General features: G+C 41.7%; 16 protein-coding genes and 1 tRNA gene. 8 read left to right on the top strand and 9 right to left on the bottom strand.

Annotation, left to right across the window (positions count from 1 at the left end; translation table 11 throughout):
• Positions 1-19 precede the first annotated feature (19 nt).
• Positions 20-337 (top strand): hypothetical protein, encoded by a 318-nt coding sequence (locus SU86_RS09930; RefSeq protein WP_052755552.1) that lies wholly within the window; start codon positions 20-22, stop codon positions 335-337.
• Here SU86_RS09930 and SU86_RS05690 read toward each other — a convergent pair.
• The 5 genes from SU86_RS05690 to SU86_RS05710 all read right to left on the bottom strand — a co-directional run bounded on the left by SU86_RS05690 (position 334) and on the right by SU86_RS05710 (position 6,768).
• The gene (locus tag SU86_RS05690) at positions 334-3,003 is read right to left on the bottom strand and encodes a polysaccharide deacetylase family protein (RefSeq protein WP_048188097.1); all 2,670 of its coding nucleotides are present in this window, start codon (positions 3,001-3,003) and stop codon (positions 334-336) included. The two genes, SU86_RS09930 and SU86_RS05690, sit on opposite strands and share 4 nt — an antisense overlap.
• Entirely contained in the window at positions 3,004-4,860 is a 1,857-nt protein-coding gene (locus SU86_RS05695; protein ID WP_052755555.1) for a glycosyltransferase family 2 protein, read from the bottom strand.
• Positions 4,861-4,949: 89 nt separating this feature from the next.
• Complete coding sequence (locus tag SU86_RS05700) at positions 4,950-5,663, bottom strand: hypothetical protein (protein WP_048188098.1); 714 nt, start codon at positions 5,661-5,663, stop codon at positions 4,950-4,952.
• Between the two features lie 89 nt (positions 5,664-5,752).
• Complete coding sequence (locus SU86_RS05705; RefSeq protein WP_048188100.1) at positions 5,753-6,559, bottom strand: ParB/RepB/Spo0J family partition protein; 807 nt, start codon at positions 6,557-6,559, stop codon at positions 5,753-5,755.
• A 111-nt stretch (positions 6,560-6,670) separates the two neighbouring features.
• A tRNA-Ser gene (locus tag SU86_RS05710) sits at positions 6,671-6,768 on the bottom strand.
• A gap of 77 nt (positions 6,769-6,845) precedes the next feature.
• Here SU86_RS05710 and fen point away from each other — a divergent pair.
• Together fen and SU86_RS05720 are read left to right on the top strand one after the other, a co-directional pair.
• Complete coding sequence (gene fen, locus SU86_RS05715; RefSeq protein ID WP_048188102.1) at positions 6,846-7,871, top strand: flap endonuclease-1; 1,026 nt, start codon at positions 6,846-6,848, stop codon at positions 7,869-7,871.
• A 54-nt stretch (positions 7,872-7,925) separates the two neighbouring features.
• On the top strand, positions 7,926-8,273 hold the full coding sequence (locus SU86_RS05720) for a hypothetical protein (RefSeq protein ID WP_048188103.1): 348 nt from the start codon (positions 7,926-7,928) through the stop codon (positions 8,271-8,273).
• Positions 8,274-8,277: 4 nt separating this feature from the next.
• Here SU86_RS05720 and SU86_RS05725 read toward each other — a convergent pair whose 3' ends face one another.
• From SU86_RS05725 to SU86_RS05735, 3 genes are all read right to left on the bottom strand, one after another.
• A complete protein-coding gene (locus SU86_RS05725; RefSeq protein WP_048188105.1) occupies positions 8,278-8,556 on the bottom strand; it encodes a hypothetical protein in 279 nt (92 codons plus the stop codon).
• A gap of 61 nt (positions 8,557-8,617) precedes the next feature.
• Positions 8,618-10,510 carry an acetate--CoA ligase gene (gene acs / locus SU86_RS05730; protein ID WP_048188107.1) on the bottom strand — a complete coding sequence of 631 codons (1,893 nt, stop codon included), beginning with the start codon at positions 10,508-10,510 and terminating at the stop codon, positions 8,618-8,620.
• Between the two features lie 59 nt (positions 10,511-10,569).
• Positions 10,570-11,478, bottom strand: coding sequence for a CdvA-like protein (locus SU86_RS05735; RefSeq protein ID WP_148550818.1), 909 nt, complete (start codon positions 11,476-11,478; stop codon positions 10,570-10,572).
• Between the two features lie 125 nt (positions 11,479-11,603).
• On the opposite strand from SU86_RS05735, the gene SU86_RS05740 reads away from it, so the two are divergent.
• From SU86_RS05740 to SU86_RS05760, 5 genes are read left to right on the top strand one after another with little or no spacing between them, the layout of a single operon-like run.
• Positions 11,604-11,882 (top strand): hypothetical protein, encoded by a 279-nt coding sequence (locus SU86_RS05740; protein ID WP_048189277.1) that lies wholly within the window; start codon positions 11,604-11,606, stop codon positions 11,880-11,882.
• 30 nt (positions 11,883-11,912) lie between these two features.
• On the top strand, positions 11,913-13,526 hold the full coding sequence (locus tag SU86_RS05745) for an FAD-dependent thymidylate synthase (protein ID WP_048188108.1): 1,614 nt from the start codon (positions 11,913-11,915) through the stop codon (positions 13,524-13,526).
• Positions 13,527-13,563: 37 nt separating this feature from the next.
• Entirely contained in the window at positions 13,564-13,971 is a 408-nt protein-coding gene (gene msrB / locus SU86_RS05750) for a peptide-methionine (R)-S-oxide reductase MsrB (protein ID WP_048188110.1), read from the top strand.
• A gap of 33 nt (positions 13,972-14,004) precedes the next feature.
• Complete coding sequence (locus SU86_RS05755) at positions 14,005-15,015, top strand: homoserine dehydrogenase (RefSeq protein ID WP_048188112.1); 1,011 nt, start codon at positions 14,005-14,007, stop codon at positions 15,013-15,015.
• The gene (locus tag SU86_RS05760) at positions 15,012-15,485 is read left to right on the top strand and encodes a PUA domain-containing protein (RefSeq protein ID WP_048188113.1); all 474 of its coding nucleotides are present in this window, start codon (positions 15,012-15,014) and stop codon (positions 15,483-15,485) included. Before SU86_RS05755 ends, SU86_RS05760 begins: the two co-directional genes overlap by 4 nt.
• Here SU86_RS05760 and SU86_RS05765 read toward each other — a convergent pair.
• The gene (locus tag SU86_RS05765) at positions 15,482-16,084 is read right to left on the bottom strand and encodes a hypothetical protein (protein WP_148550820.1); all 603 of its coding nucleotides are present in this window, start codon (positions 16,082-16,084) and stop codon (positions 15,482-15,484) included. The genes SU86_RS05760 and SU86_RS05765 overlap by 4 nt on opposite strands.
• Positions 16,085-16,109 lie beyond the last annotated feature (25 nt).

The raw sequence follows: 16,109 nt of genomic DNA on the forward strand, positions 1-16,109 counted from the left end.
ACTATTCCACACCATACTCATGAGTGATATCAGATTTACATTAATTGGAATTGGGTTTATTTTTGCAGGATTTTTAGTTCTAGGAGTTTTTGGCCAGGACCACTACAATTTTGCCATACAAGCCCAAGAATTTGGCGATTGCTACAAGTTTATGGACGGAAAACAAGTTGAGGTGAGTTGCTCTGATGTGATGCAGGAAAGAGCAGTGTTTTTCGGTATTGTGGTATCATTGATTGGAGCTGGCGTATTTTTCCTGATCAGGGGAGTTCGCGGCAAGTGGGACCAAGACGTAAAGCCAGAAGATAAGGTTGGGCCGGACTCTAGCTTTCCAAGTTAGACTACGATAATTCCATTTTGTACCAGATACTGAATTCCCTTGACAAAGTCACCATTTCCAATTTTACCTTCTGACCACCACTTGGCGTTGTTTTTGATCCAATCAGGAATTTTCTGTGTTGGTGAGCCCGGTGCGGTCTGAGGGATTTTTATCACATCTTGCTCAATTAGATATTGCAATCCCTTTGTGAAGTCGGAATTTCCAATTTTACCTTCTGACCACCACTTGGCGTTGTTTTTGATCCAATCAGGAATCACTATCACATCAAGAGAATCCGGAATTGATTCAAGCATGACAGTATTGATTTGATTTGATTTTAGGTCAGATAAAATCGCCTTTAGCAGTTCTAGATTCTCAGAATTTATCTCATTTTTGAAAGCATCTGTTTTTACTGCCAGATCAGATGGCTGCAGGCTAATTACAGCAAACCCATATTGCTTGATGCTTGCCTGAATTTTTGCTTGTGCCTTTTGAGGAATTGTTCCAGAATAAAATGGATCATCGTCGATCAGATTGGTAAAAGACAATGTGTTCGGTATGTGTTTTATTGAATCAGTTGGGAACGGTTGCGGATCCTTTGTGATGCTTGAGCTAAAGTAGATGATTTTTGATTCTCTTGCCGCATCAAGTGTGTCTTTGTTGAATGTATCATAGGGAGGGCTGAACACGATATTGTTTTTTCCAAAGATTTTTTTGATTTTATCATTTGTTTGCTTGATGCTTGCCTTTTGTTTTTCCTTGTCATACGAGGTATGATCTACATATTCCCAGCCTTTACTTGCGATTCGAATCTGCGACTTGGTCTCAAATTTTTCCTTGATGTGACCAACTGCTTTTGGATCATCGCCAATGAACTTGCCAATCACTGCAAATGTAAGCGGGGTTTTGCTCTGATCAAATGTATCAAATATTGTGTTTTGGACGTCATTTAGCCAAAAGTCCTGCACATTATCAAGCCTAAAGGCGACACAGTTACAGTTTTGAGTCCCTTCCGGCTTTGGCTCTTCGGTTTTTGTTGATGTGGGCTTGTCAAAGTTTTGGATATCCCCTATTGTTACAATTTTGAGGTTTTGTGATTTGATTACATCGATTAAGGATTCCAGCTCGGCAATTTTTGTTGCGTTTACCTTGTTGACATAATATCCGTTCTCAAACAGCGAGAACTCGTAAGGATGCATCATCACAACGACATAGCCATATTCAAATATGCTCTCGTCAATTTTTTCCAGAATTTTGGAATTATTAACAGCAACCCAATATCCGGTTTGTGCGTTTAGATTCGCAGTGGATGGTAAAATTGGAAAGTGGTAGAATGATGATTTTTTGAATAATGGTGGCTCCACCGTGCTTGCATCATAGCTTATGTGTGTAAAGCCACGAGTCTTTAGAATATTCAGGGTGTCATTGTTGAATTTATTCTCTGGTGGGATGAATGTGGTTGGTGTTACGCCAAATATTTTGTTGATTTTTTCGTTGGTATCTTGGATTAGTTTGTCTTGGTCTGCCTTTGGAACGGTAGCAACCACACGGTTGTTCCAGCTGTGATTTGCCACTTCTATTGGGCTTTTGGCCACAAGTCCGTTTTTGACTGTAGTGACTATTCTTTGGTCTTCACCGATTACACCGCCAATAATCCCCACAGTCAACGGTGTTTCTTTTTTGCCAAAAGTTGAGATTATCTCGATTTGTGCAGGTGCAAGATAATAGTCCTGAATGTCATCCAATCGGAAGGCCACACAATTACAGTTCAGATACGGATTATTCATCTCTGGATTATTCAGGTATATTTTCAGGGTTTCAATTTCGTCGGTTATTGTTATTTTTTTGCTGGCAAGTGACTTTGTCTGGGCAGTACTGTCTTTTTGTTTTATGTGTAAAGCATAGTTTCCAATCTTTAGCTTGGAAAAGTGTGCCAAACCTTTGTCAGTGACAAGGGTTTCGGCAACCTTGTTCTTTTTAGAATCAAACAATTGAGCAATGAAGGCACCATCTTGTTTTGTGACCTTGTTTTTTGTGGAATTATAGACCTCAACTGTTATGAGCTTGTCCACAATCGTGGGCCACTTTGTGACGATTTTGAATTCCTGTGCAAGGTTTGGCTGGAGTCTTATTGGAGAGTAGACATACTTGATGTTGCTGCCAATTGAGATCTCTGCAATGTAAAAATCACCCTCCTTGACGCTTGGATATAGCCATTTTCGTATGGTTTGGCCGTTTTGATCTGTTTCAGTATAATCCCATTGTTTTCCATCGTGTGATTTTATGAGTACCTTTGCACCTGCCAGCGGAGTTTCCGAATCCTTATAGAATATGTTGAGGCGCATTCCTCCAAGATTCTTTATTGTGATTTCCAGTGTTTCTTTTTCTTTTTTCACATCCACAAAACCGGTGCTCGCATACATGCTGTTCATGTAGACTTCGACTTTGTATCGATGGTTTAATGCTAGTGAGGATATAGTGAATGGATTGTTCTCAAAGGACTGAATTTCTTGGATTGGTTTTGTGCCCAAGTCTTGGTATACTTTGATAGATATGCCCTGTGGGTATAGTCTGTCGTTGTTTTCGGTTTTAATGAAAACATCCAGTGAACCAGTTTTTTCCTGTGCAAATGCCTGCGGTATAATTACACAAAACATTGCCAAAACTACAATCAATGCAAACTTCATTTACTGCTTTACCCTCTTTGCGCTAGTCCATATTGCTTTTTTGCCAAGCACTTCTTCAATCACTGCTTTGATCTGCATCCAATCAATTATCTGCTTGTAGCCAACCACCATGAACACAGAATAGAGTATCATCTTTTTGTCATCGCCGTCCATCCGTATAGCCATTGCCGATAAAAGATACTGGAGTGTTATGTATAGACCCAAAGTGTATGCGACAAACAGGTACTCACCTAGAATAAGCTGGTATGCTGCAAAGATCCACACCAGTAAGCTAGCAAATGGAATCACAAGCATATGGATTGCCATTAATGGGTATGAGAGTTTGTGCAGATAACCAAATCTTGGGTTGAGCAAAATATCAGAATGGCGTCTTAGGACCTGTAGGTTTCCCCTATACCAGCGCTTGCGTTGTCTGTAAAAATCGGCAAATGCTTGTGGAGCTTGTGTGTATGCTATGGACTTGTTGCTTCCATTAACTATCATGCCAGAACGCAAGACCTTCATGGTAGCATCAAAGTCTTCCACTAGCGTTTCTTTGTGGTATGTTCCTGCCTCCTCAAGTTTTTTCTTTTTGAATGCACCAAGCGCACCAGGAACTATGGTGATTGCGCCAAAATAATCAAGGCCCCTCCTCATTATCTGAATGCCAGAGAGATATTCCAGAGACTGGCACCATGTAAGCCAGTTGATCTTGTTGCGGACTTTGATGTTACCTGCAACTGCAGCTACATTTTCTTCAGTCATGGACCTTGCAATGTGCTTTAGCGAGGAATGGCCAATTATTGTGTCGGCATCAACTATAGTAACTATGTCACCGGTCACATACAACAATCCTTGATTTAGTGCAGATGCCTTGCCACCATTTTCTTTGTGGATTACTTTGATCTGATCCTTGAATTGTGATGCGATTGCCAGAGTGTTATCTTTGCTACCATCATCAACCATTATGATTTCCTTGTCTGGATAATCAGTAGAAAGTAAGGATTTGATGGTAGTTTCGATTACTTTTTCCTCATTGTATGCCGGAACGATTACGCTGATTTTTGGCCATACTTGTGGGTCCTTGAGCTGTGATTCACGTGTAACGCTGCGAATTGCAAGTGGCACAAAAAGCATCGTCTGCCAAAACGACAAAGTAAGCGACCACACAAAAATCGCCTGAATTATTGCCATTGCACTACGTTGCCCATCCAGTTGGTTTATTGAGTCAAATATCGTATTTTGATTTAGAATCTGGTATTTTTCCAATCCTGTAAATGGCTCAAATGCACCAATCGCATCTATTGCGTTAATTACTCCAAATGCAAATGGCATCACCAATATGGCAATAGAGTAAAACGATGCTCCCTTTGCCTTATACTGGTATTGCGTGTGTGGATCCTTTCTGGATAAGATATGGTAAAATGCAATGATTCCTGCAATGCCAATTGATAGTACGCTGAGCAGCGTGTAAATTGAATATGCAGCAAAAAAGAGCAATGAGAAAATTGTAACTGCCAAAACTATGAGGACTGGATCTGGACGCATTTTTTGTGCAGATTTCAGTTTTGATGGAGATGTAGGTGTCTTTGAGCGAATTGGTTCAGGTTTTGGTTCTTGAGTCGGTTTTGGCGGCTCCTCTGTTTTGGGCGTGGATATTTTTTGTATCTGTTTTGTTTGATAGGTCTGCTCAGACAGTATGACTGCCTTGTATAGGGTCTGGCTTATCTTTGATGGTTCTGGTGATTTTTCCTTTGAGAGTATGCTCTGCTTGAAGCAATATGCATGGAACCACTTGTCTTGGTATCGAATGGATTTTTGGTCCAGTCGCATCTCTGTCTTACATGTGGTACACTTTGCCAGCCTAAAATTATCCAAGTGTTTGATCTAAAATTTTGTAATTGTTGTGCATTATTGTCACAATAATTGACTCCAGAGATCAAAGATGTGTATAGATCAGTTCGATGTTATGAGTGGCCTTCAGGGTTGATCTTCTTTGAGAGGGATTCTAGTGCCTTTGCGATGCTTCCCGAGTCGTCGTGTATTCCAAGCTTTTTGAGCTCATACTTTATGGTAAGGATTGGATCGTCTGGAATTTGTTCTTTTTTCTGCTTTTGTGTGATGTATGATAATTCTTCTTTTAGCTGCTCTATTTGTTGACGTTTTGTCTGTAACTGATTCTTTGTCTTTTCTATTACAGATTGCTCATGTTCTAAGCGCATCTGCGTTTTGGAATAGTCTTCTTCCAGATTTTTGACTAGAGTGGTAGCGTCTGATTCCTTGATGTATTTTGGGTTAATTTTTTCAAGTTCAGGTCTGACTTTGATCGTATCTTGGAAAAAGCTCATTTCTTCGGCGAATTTTTTTTCAGCATCCAACATTTTTTTAACGTTTTTTACTTTTTCTTGAAGCAAAACATTGACAAATTTTTGATACTGGTGAGTATTATTCATGTCTTCTTTGAATTCATTAGATTTTTCTTGTACGATCTCTTGTTTTGTTTGGAATTGTGGTTTGTTTGAGAAAAAGATTGCTCTATCAGTAACATCCATTGCATCGTGAGAATCTATTTTAGAACCAACACCAGTAATGTGCGACCATTCATCTGCAGCATCGGTGTTTTGATTATAATGCTTCTTTAGATCTTCTTCCTTTGATACACGACTGATGTGCTTGACCAACTATTTTGTGGGGGTTTTTGTAAATATGATACCTTTGGTGAGCGAATTAAACAAACAAATTTTTCAAAATTGGATAAGATGGTATGATATTATCGCTTTCTCTTTGATAGCCAAGATACTACAATCTGCTGGGCCAATGTCTCTGGGTCCTCCTCTCTATACAGCGAGATGCGCTCTAGTCGCTTGGCATACGTCTTGGGTAGGGTGACAGGCACAGTCTGTCTGACTGCTAGTAATCGTGCCTGTCGTAGGAGAGTAGTATGGTTTGCGCGTGGATGCCTTGCCAGTGCCTTGAGGTATGCATTCTGGGTTCTGGCATCAAGCCTTGCTATTCGATGTGCTATTTTGATTGATTTCTTGACGTTTGGTACGATTTCGTGCAGTCTTATTGCAACACTGCTAGAAATGGTTCCTGGAACCATACTTTTGATTGGTCCTGGCAATGCCGCAAATCCCACATATTTTTTGAATGTCTTTCTGGAGATTCCTAGTGAGCTTGCACCTTTTGATACGCCCATCTTTTCTGCCAAAAAGCTACAAGAGTGAGCCATGTCTTTTGGATTCATGCTTTTTCGGTGTAGATTTTCAATGACTGATGCTGCTTTGGCGTTTTCCAAGTCGTATCCTTTGGTTAATACCAGAACGGGGATCTTTTTTGCTCTGAGGCGTTTTAGAGCTGCCAGTCTTCTTTGACCAGACATTAGCAAAAACTGGCCCTTGCCATTTTTTTGAACCATTGGTGGGTTTTGAAGTCCTTCGTTTTTAATTGATTTTGCCAGCTCTGCAATACCTTCTCGATCAAGGGATCTTGCCTGAGCTTCGTCCCAAACGTGAATCTTTTTGATTGGAATAACCTTTACGCGATAATGAATTTTTTGTCGATATCTTTGAGACATCAGTTGACGTTATGATAGAAAAGAAGCTAGTAAAGGGGTTGGTTAAATTGAATTTGCCTTTGTGTGATGAATTTTTCTCTGAATTTCGTACAAGATGGATCGGAAAAAGAGCGCCGGGTAAGGGATTCGAACCCCTGAGTGCGAATGCACAACCGCTATCCAGTGAGAATGATCTCGAGGCGGTCGCCGTACCACTAGGCTAACCCGGCACCACAATTACAAATTGAACAGTCCCTAATATAGCAAATCGCACAATACAAAAACAAGCAAAATCAAATCAATACTAATGGGCTTAGACCTAAAGGGACTAATCACAAAGGAGAAGACCACATTAGAATCGTTTGCATCCAAAGTGATTGCAATTGATGCATACAATACAATTTACCAATTTCTCTCAATAATTCGCGGACCTGATGGAATGCTATTATCAGATTCTCAGGGAAGAGTAACTAGCCATCTTTCAGGATTGTTCTATAGGAACATCAATTTTTTGTCCTTGGGAATAAAACCAGTCTATGTCTTTGATGGCAAATCGCCAACACTCAAGGCAGCCGAAGTAGAGCGAAGGCGCCAGATAAAAAAAGAAGCCACCATCAGATACGAAAAAGCTTTGGCTGAGGGCAACATGGAGGATGTTCGAAAATACGCCCAGCAGACCACATCCATGCAGGATGGAATGGTAGAAGATGCAAAGAAGCTTTTGGGATTATTTGGCATACCATACATCCAGGCACCATCGGAAGGCGAGGCAACGGCAGCTCACCTTACCAAGACAGGCCTTGCATATGCCTCGGCAAGCCAAGACTATGACTCGATATTGTTTGGGGCAAAAAAGCTAGTCCGCAACTTTACAAATTCCGGCAGAAGAAAATTACCCAGCCGAAACACCTACATCGAAATCGAGCCGGAAATAATCGACACCAGCAAAGTGTTATCCGATCTTGGAGTCACGCCAGAACAGCTAGTGGACATTGGGATCTTGATTGGAACCGACTTTAATCCGGACGGGTTTGAGAGAATCGGCCCAAAGACTGCTCTAAAGATGATCAAAGAACACGGCAGACTAGAAGATGTACCACAAATTCAGGACAAGCTTGTATCCATTCCATATGATGAGATACGCAAGATCTTTTTGAATCCGCAGGTAGCCGAGGTAAGTGAGATAAAGTTTGGTGAGCCAGACTATATTGGAATAGTGAAATACCTATCAGATGAGCGAAGCTTTTCTCGTGATAGAGCCGAATCATCGTTGAATAGGCTGCAAAAAAGCACCATAAAGCGCAGCCATACCCTTGAGCAGTGGTTTACCTAACCATTGGTATGATTGATAAGTAATATTTTTTAATCATATCAAAAGTTTCAGATCATGAAGACGCTACTGATTGCAATTACCATACTGACGGTGTTACTGGTTTCAGTCACCATATCAGGCGATGCCCTGGCTCAAAAGTCAGGCAAAGAAGAGGTAAAAAGCATCATGACTGCCTACCAAAAGGCAATCCACAAGGCTCAATCTGACTTCAAGGCAGCAATTGAAAAGGCAAACTCTGATGCACGGGCTGCAATCTCAAAGAACATCCCAACAGATCAGATAAACGCCGAATCAAAGGCAGCCATTGCAAAGGCACGAATAGACCTAAAGGCAGCAAAGGACTTGGCCCAAAAAGAGGCAAAGAGCAACCTGGCAAAACTAAAGGCAGCGATTCAGCCTTAATCTATTATTTTCTTGCTTCACAAATTACACATTTTAGGCCGCGCGTAAAGCTGCCGCATTTCGTGCAGTGTAGGGTGAACTTGTCATATTTTCCAACATGGCTTGACTTGTAATATCCGTATAATGTCACCAAAAACATTCCACCCAGCACCAAAAACGGTACAATATCTGCTGGTGCTCCGACTTTGTAGTGAACGTCATGGAGTGATTTGGTAAGAGCAAATACATCTAGCGGCACAAAAAGAACACACCCAACCACAATTAGAAAAAGTGCTAGCCTCATAGTACGATAGTACTACGCATAAAGTTTAATCACTTGTTTGTTTGAAAAGCACAACAAGCACTTAATGTATTTGTTTTTTTAGATCATCAAACGCAATCTGGATTTCAGATACTGCGGCGCCATCTTCCAGAGTACTAACATCGCCGATTTTCTCATTGGATGCAATTGCTTTTAAGAGTCTCCTCATTATCTTGCCGCTCCTAGTCTTTGGTAATTTGGATACAAAATAGATGGCCTGTGGTGTTGCGATTGCGCCAATGTCTTTACGTATTGTTTCTATGATTGCTGCCTTTAGTGAATCATTAACAGATACGCCATCCTTTGGAACCAAAAATGCAATGATTACTTCGCCCTTGATATCATCAGGTATGCCACAAACGGCTGCCTCCGATATGGAATGGTTTGATACAAGACTGCTTTCAATCTCTGCAGTTCCTATTCTATGTCCTGCTACCTTTAGTACATCATCTGCTCTTCCCAAGAGCCAAAAGTATCCATCCTTGTCTTGAACGGCATAATCCCCAGTATAATACGAGTTGGGATATTTTGACCAGTATACGGTTTTGTATTTTTCATCATCGCCCCACAGTGTGGTCAGTATTCCAGGCCAGGGCTTACGAATTATCAGGTATCCCTTGGTGTCAGGTGTGACTGGATTGCCAGATTCATCGACTATGCCCAAATCCACGCCAGGTATGGCAAATGCTCCAGAGCCCGGCTTTAGGGGAATGGTCTCAAGGCCTGGTAGCGGTGAGATCATCATGCCCCCGGTTTCTGTCTGCCACCACGTATCTATGATTGGACATTTTGATTTGCCGATTGTGGTGTAGTACCATTTCCAGACCTCTGGATTGATTGGCTCACCAACGCTTCCAAGCAGCCTCAGTGATGAGAGATCATGCGAGTTTGGGATTGCATCGCCAAATTTCATGAACATTCGCAGGGCAGTTGGTGTGGTGTATAGTATGGTGATTTTATATCGTTGGACTAAATCCCACATTCTTGCAGGGCTTGGATAGTCTGGTGCACCCTCATACATTACCTGAGTTGCGCCACAAATCAGAGGACCATATGCCACATAACTATGTCCTGTGACCCAGCCAATGTCGGCTGAGCAAAAATAAACATCGGAATCCTTGACATCAAATGCCCACCTAAATGTCGCAGAGATATGAGTTAGGTATCCACCAGTATCGTGTAAAACACCTTTTGGTTTTCCTGTTGTTCCCGAGGTATACAAAATGTACAACGGATGAGTCCCATCTAGTGGTTCTGCAGGACAGGTATTGGATGCGCTTTGCATTATTTCATCCCAGAATAAATCCCTACTTTGGGTGGAAATCGGATTGCCTGCTCTTTTTAGTACTATGACATTTTGGACAAAACTCAAATCACACACAGCAGAGTCAATCATGTCCTTTAGCTTGACAATGTTTCCACGTCGATACCCACCATCTGCAGTTATGATTATCTTTGATTGAGAGTCAATCACCCTGTCCTTGATGGATTGGGCCGAAAAGCCTGAAAATATCACGGTGTGAATTGCCCCAATTCTTGCACATGCCAAAACCGATACAATTAGCTCCGGCACCATTGGGAGGTATATTGTGATTCTATCACCGGCTTTGATTCCAAGTGACTTTAGGGCATTTGCCAGCCTTTGGGTCTGGTCCAATAATTCTCCATATGTGATGGTTCGGCGCTCTTGGTTTTCCCCCTCCCAAAATATGGCAGTCTTGGCTGGGTTTTGCACATCCAGTGCATTGTATGATGCGTTGAGCTTGCCCCCAACAAACCATTTTGCAAAGGGTGGATTCCACTGGAGAGGTATTGTCCAGAGCTCAAACCAGTGCAGTTTTTGTGCCTGCGACTCCCAGAATTTCACATAATCAATTGATGCTTCTTTGCGGGTTTTGATGTCATTGTTGCCAAGGCCGATAAAATAAGAATCCACGAAATAAAATACAGCTTTGGTGGTTTCTAAATTTTTAGAAAAAAGGGATTTTGTGCCCCTTACTGTGCTTCCATGCCTGCAAACCAGTCTGATCTCTCAGTTGTTTTTACAGCTGCGTTTGTCGTCGGTGGCTGAGGCAAATTCGCACTAGCTACTTCTTCCCTATTTTCGGCCGGAGAAGGTGTAGAATGTGCAAAGATTGGCTGAACCTGTGAAGGTGCGCTGTGGTTTGCTTGCTCTGAAGGTTGTACTTCAGGTGAATAGGAAGGTGCACTTGGAGTTGGCTCTACTTGTTGTCCCTGTGTTGTGTTTGTAACAAGATATGAAACTGCGGATTGTTGGATTTGGACTTGCTGGTTCACATCAGTGCGAACTCCATCCAAGGAAAGATCCGTTATTCTGCGCTGAATGTTTAGGATCTCTGCCTTTTCATGGTCGATGTGTTCCATTATCTCTCCAGTGTGTGTCTTTATGAGATCATATTTTGCTTCAGAGATTTCGTTGCTCTTGAACTGTACCTTTGCGTCAAACAACAATGTCTTTACAGTCTTTAGCTGCAGTCCTAGCTCTTCGAGACGTGAGCCAAGTGCCGAGGCGATTTGCTTTTCTGCTTCCTCTAGCGTTAGCAGTTTTGACTTGTATTTTTCGTGGATGATTTCTGCATCATCTTTCATTTCGTCGTTTTCTGAGACAATGTCGATTAACGCCTTTAGTCGTCTTATTGTGAGTCCTTTTTCTCTGAGGAATCGTTGTGCGTCGAGTCTCCATTTCGGTATGTAGATTACGACTTCGCCTTGAACAACTAGTTGCTCAAATGGGACTTGAGTTAGTCCTTGCAGACCACAATCAACGCCCACAGTCTGTATGGAGCCATCAATGTCGGTTATAGTACCGATGACCTTACCCATTTGGGTGCCATACATGTCTTTGACTTGCTTGCCAATAATCTCTACTTCGTCCTTGTTCATTGGTAAAACTTGAGCGGAACATATAACCGGCAAAATGTTAACAAGTCTTCTAGTTTTGGTAAGAAGAAGTTAACCTAGTCAATTTGGGCGCAATTTTAAAATTTGATTTGTTTTGGAGTGGTATCATGCTGGACAAAGACGGCTTGGACCAAATCCTAAATTTTGTCTCAAAGCGCTGGATTGAGCTGTCGCGAGACCCAAAGAACAAGGCACTGCAGAATTTGCCATCTGACTTTTGGATGAACTCGGTTGGCGGAAAAGCAGGTGAGAAAGGACATTGGATGACCATGTTGCTATACACAGAAAATGAGGCCGACGCAGCTGCCCTAAAGGAGGTCTTGCTGAGATGGCAATCAAAGGGATCCACTCCAAAGACAGATCTCATACAAATAAAACGAAAATAGTTTATTTAGATTTGAGAAAACCAAATCATATTGAGTGAGTTTACTCCAGAGCAAAAAGAAAAGCTATCAAAGCATTTTTCAAACTCTGATGATTCAGTGTTTGCAATCATAACTCCGCGACAGGTAGACCGCGGAGCACTCATGTCTCGCTATTCCAGAACAGACAAAAGCATGCGCAGAATTTTTCTGGACGAGTTTTTATCAAATGAAAACCGCGGAGAAGAATTTTACAACAAAGTTTTGATCGAGTATGGTGATGATTCTGTTGCAGAACTGGGTATTGCGCAGATTGCCATTGAAGGAATATCAAACATTGCAGTAAAAAAAATTGAGGATCGCAGAATCGGGTTATCATATTTAGAGAAATCATCTCGATATGTCTCGTGGGGCAACAAGGTAAACGGAGAGTACAAGTTTTTGCGAGAAAAGACAATCATGCAATCAAAGTTTGCTGATTCATACCTACAAGCGTGTAATCTGGACTTTGATGTTTATTCTAAAAACATAGAGCCAATGCTCAAAATGGTGCGGGAAAAAGAGCCAATTGAAAAGCTAAAGTTCAAGGACTCGGAATCCGGCAAAGAGATTTCATTTGGCAATCTGAAAATTGAATCCGATAGAAAGTCTGCAACATTCATCTATAATGCATCCACAAAGGCAAAGGCACTAGACATTCTACGTGGACTGCTGCCAGCCTCGACTCTGACCAATGTTGGCGTATCAGGAAATGGGCGTGCATTTGAGTATCTTTTGACCATACTGTTAGGCTCGGAACTAGGGGAAGAGCGTGCAATTGCGCACAAAATCAAGCATGAGCTTGATACCACAATCCAGTCCTTTGTGAGACGCGCCACTGACAAGTATGGGGTAGCAATGCAAAACTATCTGAAATCACTACAAAAAACATCTTACTCATTATCAAAAAAGTATCATGCCAGACCAAAACATTCCGGACCATTGGTAAGTCTGGTTGATTATGAATCGGAATCAAAAGCTCAAGACAAGATCGTTTCTGCCATTTTGTATGAATCAAAAACAATCCCATATGGCGAGATTTTGCGTATGGTTAAAAAACTCAGCAAAACTGCAAAATCAAAAATAATATCAGACTATGCCAAGCTTCGAGAAAACAGAAGGCACCGGCCGCCAAGGGCATTTGAGATGACAAACTATACCTTTGATGTAATAGGAAACTTTGGAATGTTTCGTGATCTGCACAGACATCGAGTCCTAACAATGGAGCGACAATTACTAACCACGGATCATGGATTTGTCATGCCAAAGGAAATAGTCGAGCTTGGCATACAATCAGAATACCAAAATTGTATGAAGAACACCAAGTCAGTATTTGATGGTATGAGGGCAAAGATGCCGCAACAAGCGCAGTATGTTGTGAATTTTGCATACAACTATCCGTTCTTTATGAGCATGAATCTGCGAGAAGCAACACATCTAATCGAATTAAGAACAATACCGCAAGGCCACATTGACTACAGGCAAGTAGCTCAAAAGATGTTTTTGGCAATCCAAAAAAAGCATCCAAACATATCCAAGATAATCAAGTTTGCTGACCTCAAATCATATGATCTGGAAAGATTCGAGTCGGAAAAGAAAATAGAAGAAAAACGTAAATCATCCAAATAGGAATAATCCTATAATATCACACCTCACAATCACACCCATGGAAAAGATAGAAAAATCAACCGAACAGTGGAGACAAGAGCTGACCCAAGATGAATTTGAGGTATGCCGACTAAAGGGAACCGAGCCTCCATTTACTGGAAAATACACCTACTCTAAGGAAGATGGAATTTATCGCTGCAAGTGTTGTGGGAATGAGCTGTTCAGATCATCCACCAAATATGATTCTGGTTCTGGCTGGCCAAGCTTTTGGGAGCCAATCAGTGAAAATAATGTCAGATACGAGCGAGACACCAAGTACGGGATGGTTCGCACCGAGGTAATGTGTGCAAGGTGTGATGCGCATTTGGGCCATGTCTTTGAGGATGGTCCAAACCCAACAGGAAATCGATTTTGTATCAATTCCGTATCACTCAATCTGGAAAAATCACAAGCTGAACATCATTAATAAATCAGGATTAAACCAAGTCTGAAGTAGAAAATGAGAATCATACTATGTGGATTTGGAACCGTTGCCCAGAGCCTGGCAAAACTTTTGGTATCAAGGTCCGATGATCTGTACGCAAAATACGGAATAATGCCAAGAATTGTCGGTGCATTTGATACCCATGGTGGAGCAGTAGAACAATCAGGCCTAGACCTAAACAGACTAGTAGAGATCAAAAAGAAATTTGGCTCTATCAAACATTACGATAAATCAAAAAAGAAATGGTCTGGCCTTGAGATAATAAAAAACGTAGATGCCGATGTCCTAATTGAGACTACTGCCAGCAACTATCATGACGCAGAGCCCGGCATGTCTCACATCATAACTGCAATGAAGCGTGGAATGCATGTCATTTCTGTGAACAAGGGACCGCTGGCAATTGCTTTTCCATCACTAATGGAGCTTGCCACATACAACCAGGTCCAGTTTAGATTTTCAGGAACCGTAGGCGGTGGAACGCCAATCCTAGATTATGCAAAGAACAGCTTGCAGGGCGAGCAGATTGTATCATTTGCTGGCATACTAAATGGTACGACAAATTACATTCTAACCAACATGTCACACGGCATGAGCTTTGCCCAAGCACTCAAAGATGCCAAGTCACGAGGATATGTTGAAGCAGACGAATCGCTAGACTTGGATGGATTTGATGCGGCTGCAAAGCTAGTCATTTTGGCAAACTGGATAATGGGGATGAAGGTTACAATGCCCGACATTAATCGAACCGGCATACGAAAGGTAACCAGTGAGGATGTCAAAAAGGCAGCCAAAAAGAAAATGGCAATCAAATTGATTGCATCCTGTGATAAGGAACTGGTTGTTGCTCCAAAGGAAATTCCAATTGATGATCCACTTTGTGTCAATGGAACGCTAAATGCAATTTCATTTACATCAGAGCATTCTGGCACACAGACCATCATAGGAAAAGGGGCTGGTGGAACTGAAACTGCCAGCGCAATATTGCGAGACTTGCTTGATATCAGAAAGGAAATCCTGCGAGATTGAAGTCCAATCTCATATCAAAGACAGAAACTGCCGAGGTGCTAAAGCAAATCATCACACAGTGGAAGGTGGAGCTACCAAAAATAAAAAACCTCAAAATCTACGAGCTTGAAGAAGGGCAAATCATAGTCGGCGAAGGCCTGACTGCAATCAAAATTGGAGAGAACTATTTGCCATTCCTATCAGATGCTGCAACTCTGGCAAAGTTCCCAAGTGTCATGGTGGATATGGGTGCAGTCAAGTTCATGTGTAACGGTGCAAATGTCATGCGACCTGGCATTCGAAGCTTTGGCGAATTTGAAGCAGGCCAAATTGTATGCATCATAGAAGAATCTCAGAAAAAATCACTTGCAGTAGGACGATCTTTAGTATCAAGTAAAGAGATGGTAGACATGAACAAGGGAATCGTGATTGAGAATCTGCACTATATTTCAGACAAGTACTGGGAAGCTAAAAAGTCGATTAAAGACTAGTTGATTATTATTGGAATTCCAATTGCTGCAAATCTATCACAGCCAGATATTCCCCCAGCTGGGTGTATTGTCCACAGGTAATACTCGCCTGGCGAGCCACGGAAAAATACAGAGCCTTCCCAACCTGCCTGACCGTCAAGCTCCGGAATGCTTTGTTTGTGGATAAATGAGCCTCGTTTCTTGTCATTGTTTTGTATAACATCATCTCCGCTAGTAGGGAATGGAATCGGTAATTGTCCGTGAGTCAAGGAGACAAGATCGACTCGTTTGTTGCTATCATTGGATTTGAACCATTGTGTCCAGACATCAAAATTAGTAAACCAGGTTCTGTCAAAAAAGAAAATATCGGTTGTAGAAAATCCAAGCTTTAGTGTTGCATCGCCATATGTGCTCCCGTCTACGCATTCATCAATGAGTTTGTAATCAACCTTGTAGACTTGGTTTGAATTACCAGTATAATGGGCCCTAAAGTAATAGTCCACCAGAGCATCATTGTTAAGATCATAGTCATCCGCACTCTTGTCAGACACATAAATTGGCGCGTGCCCCTTTCCCAGAATCGTAATATCTGCATTGGATAAGCCAGCGGAGCTAATCATTATTGTCAGACTAACCAGAATAATT

Origin of the sequence: Candidatus Nitrosotenuis cloacae (assembly GCF_000955905.1) — an archaeon.
Lineage (GTDB): Archaea > Thermoproteota > Nitrososphaeria > Nitrososphaerales > Nitrosopumilaceae > Nitrosotenuis > Nitrosotenuis cloacae.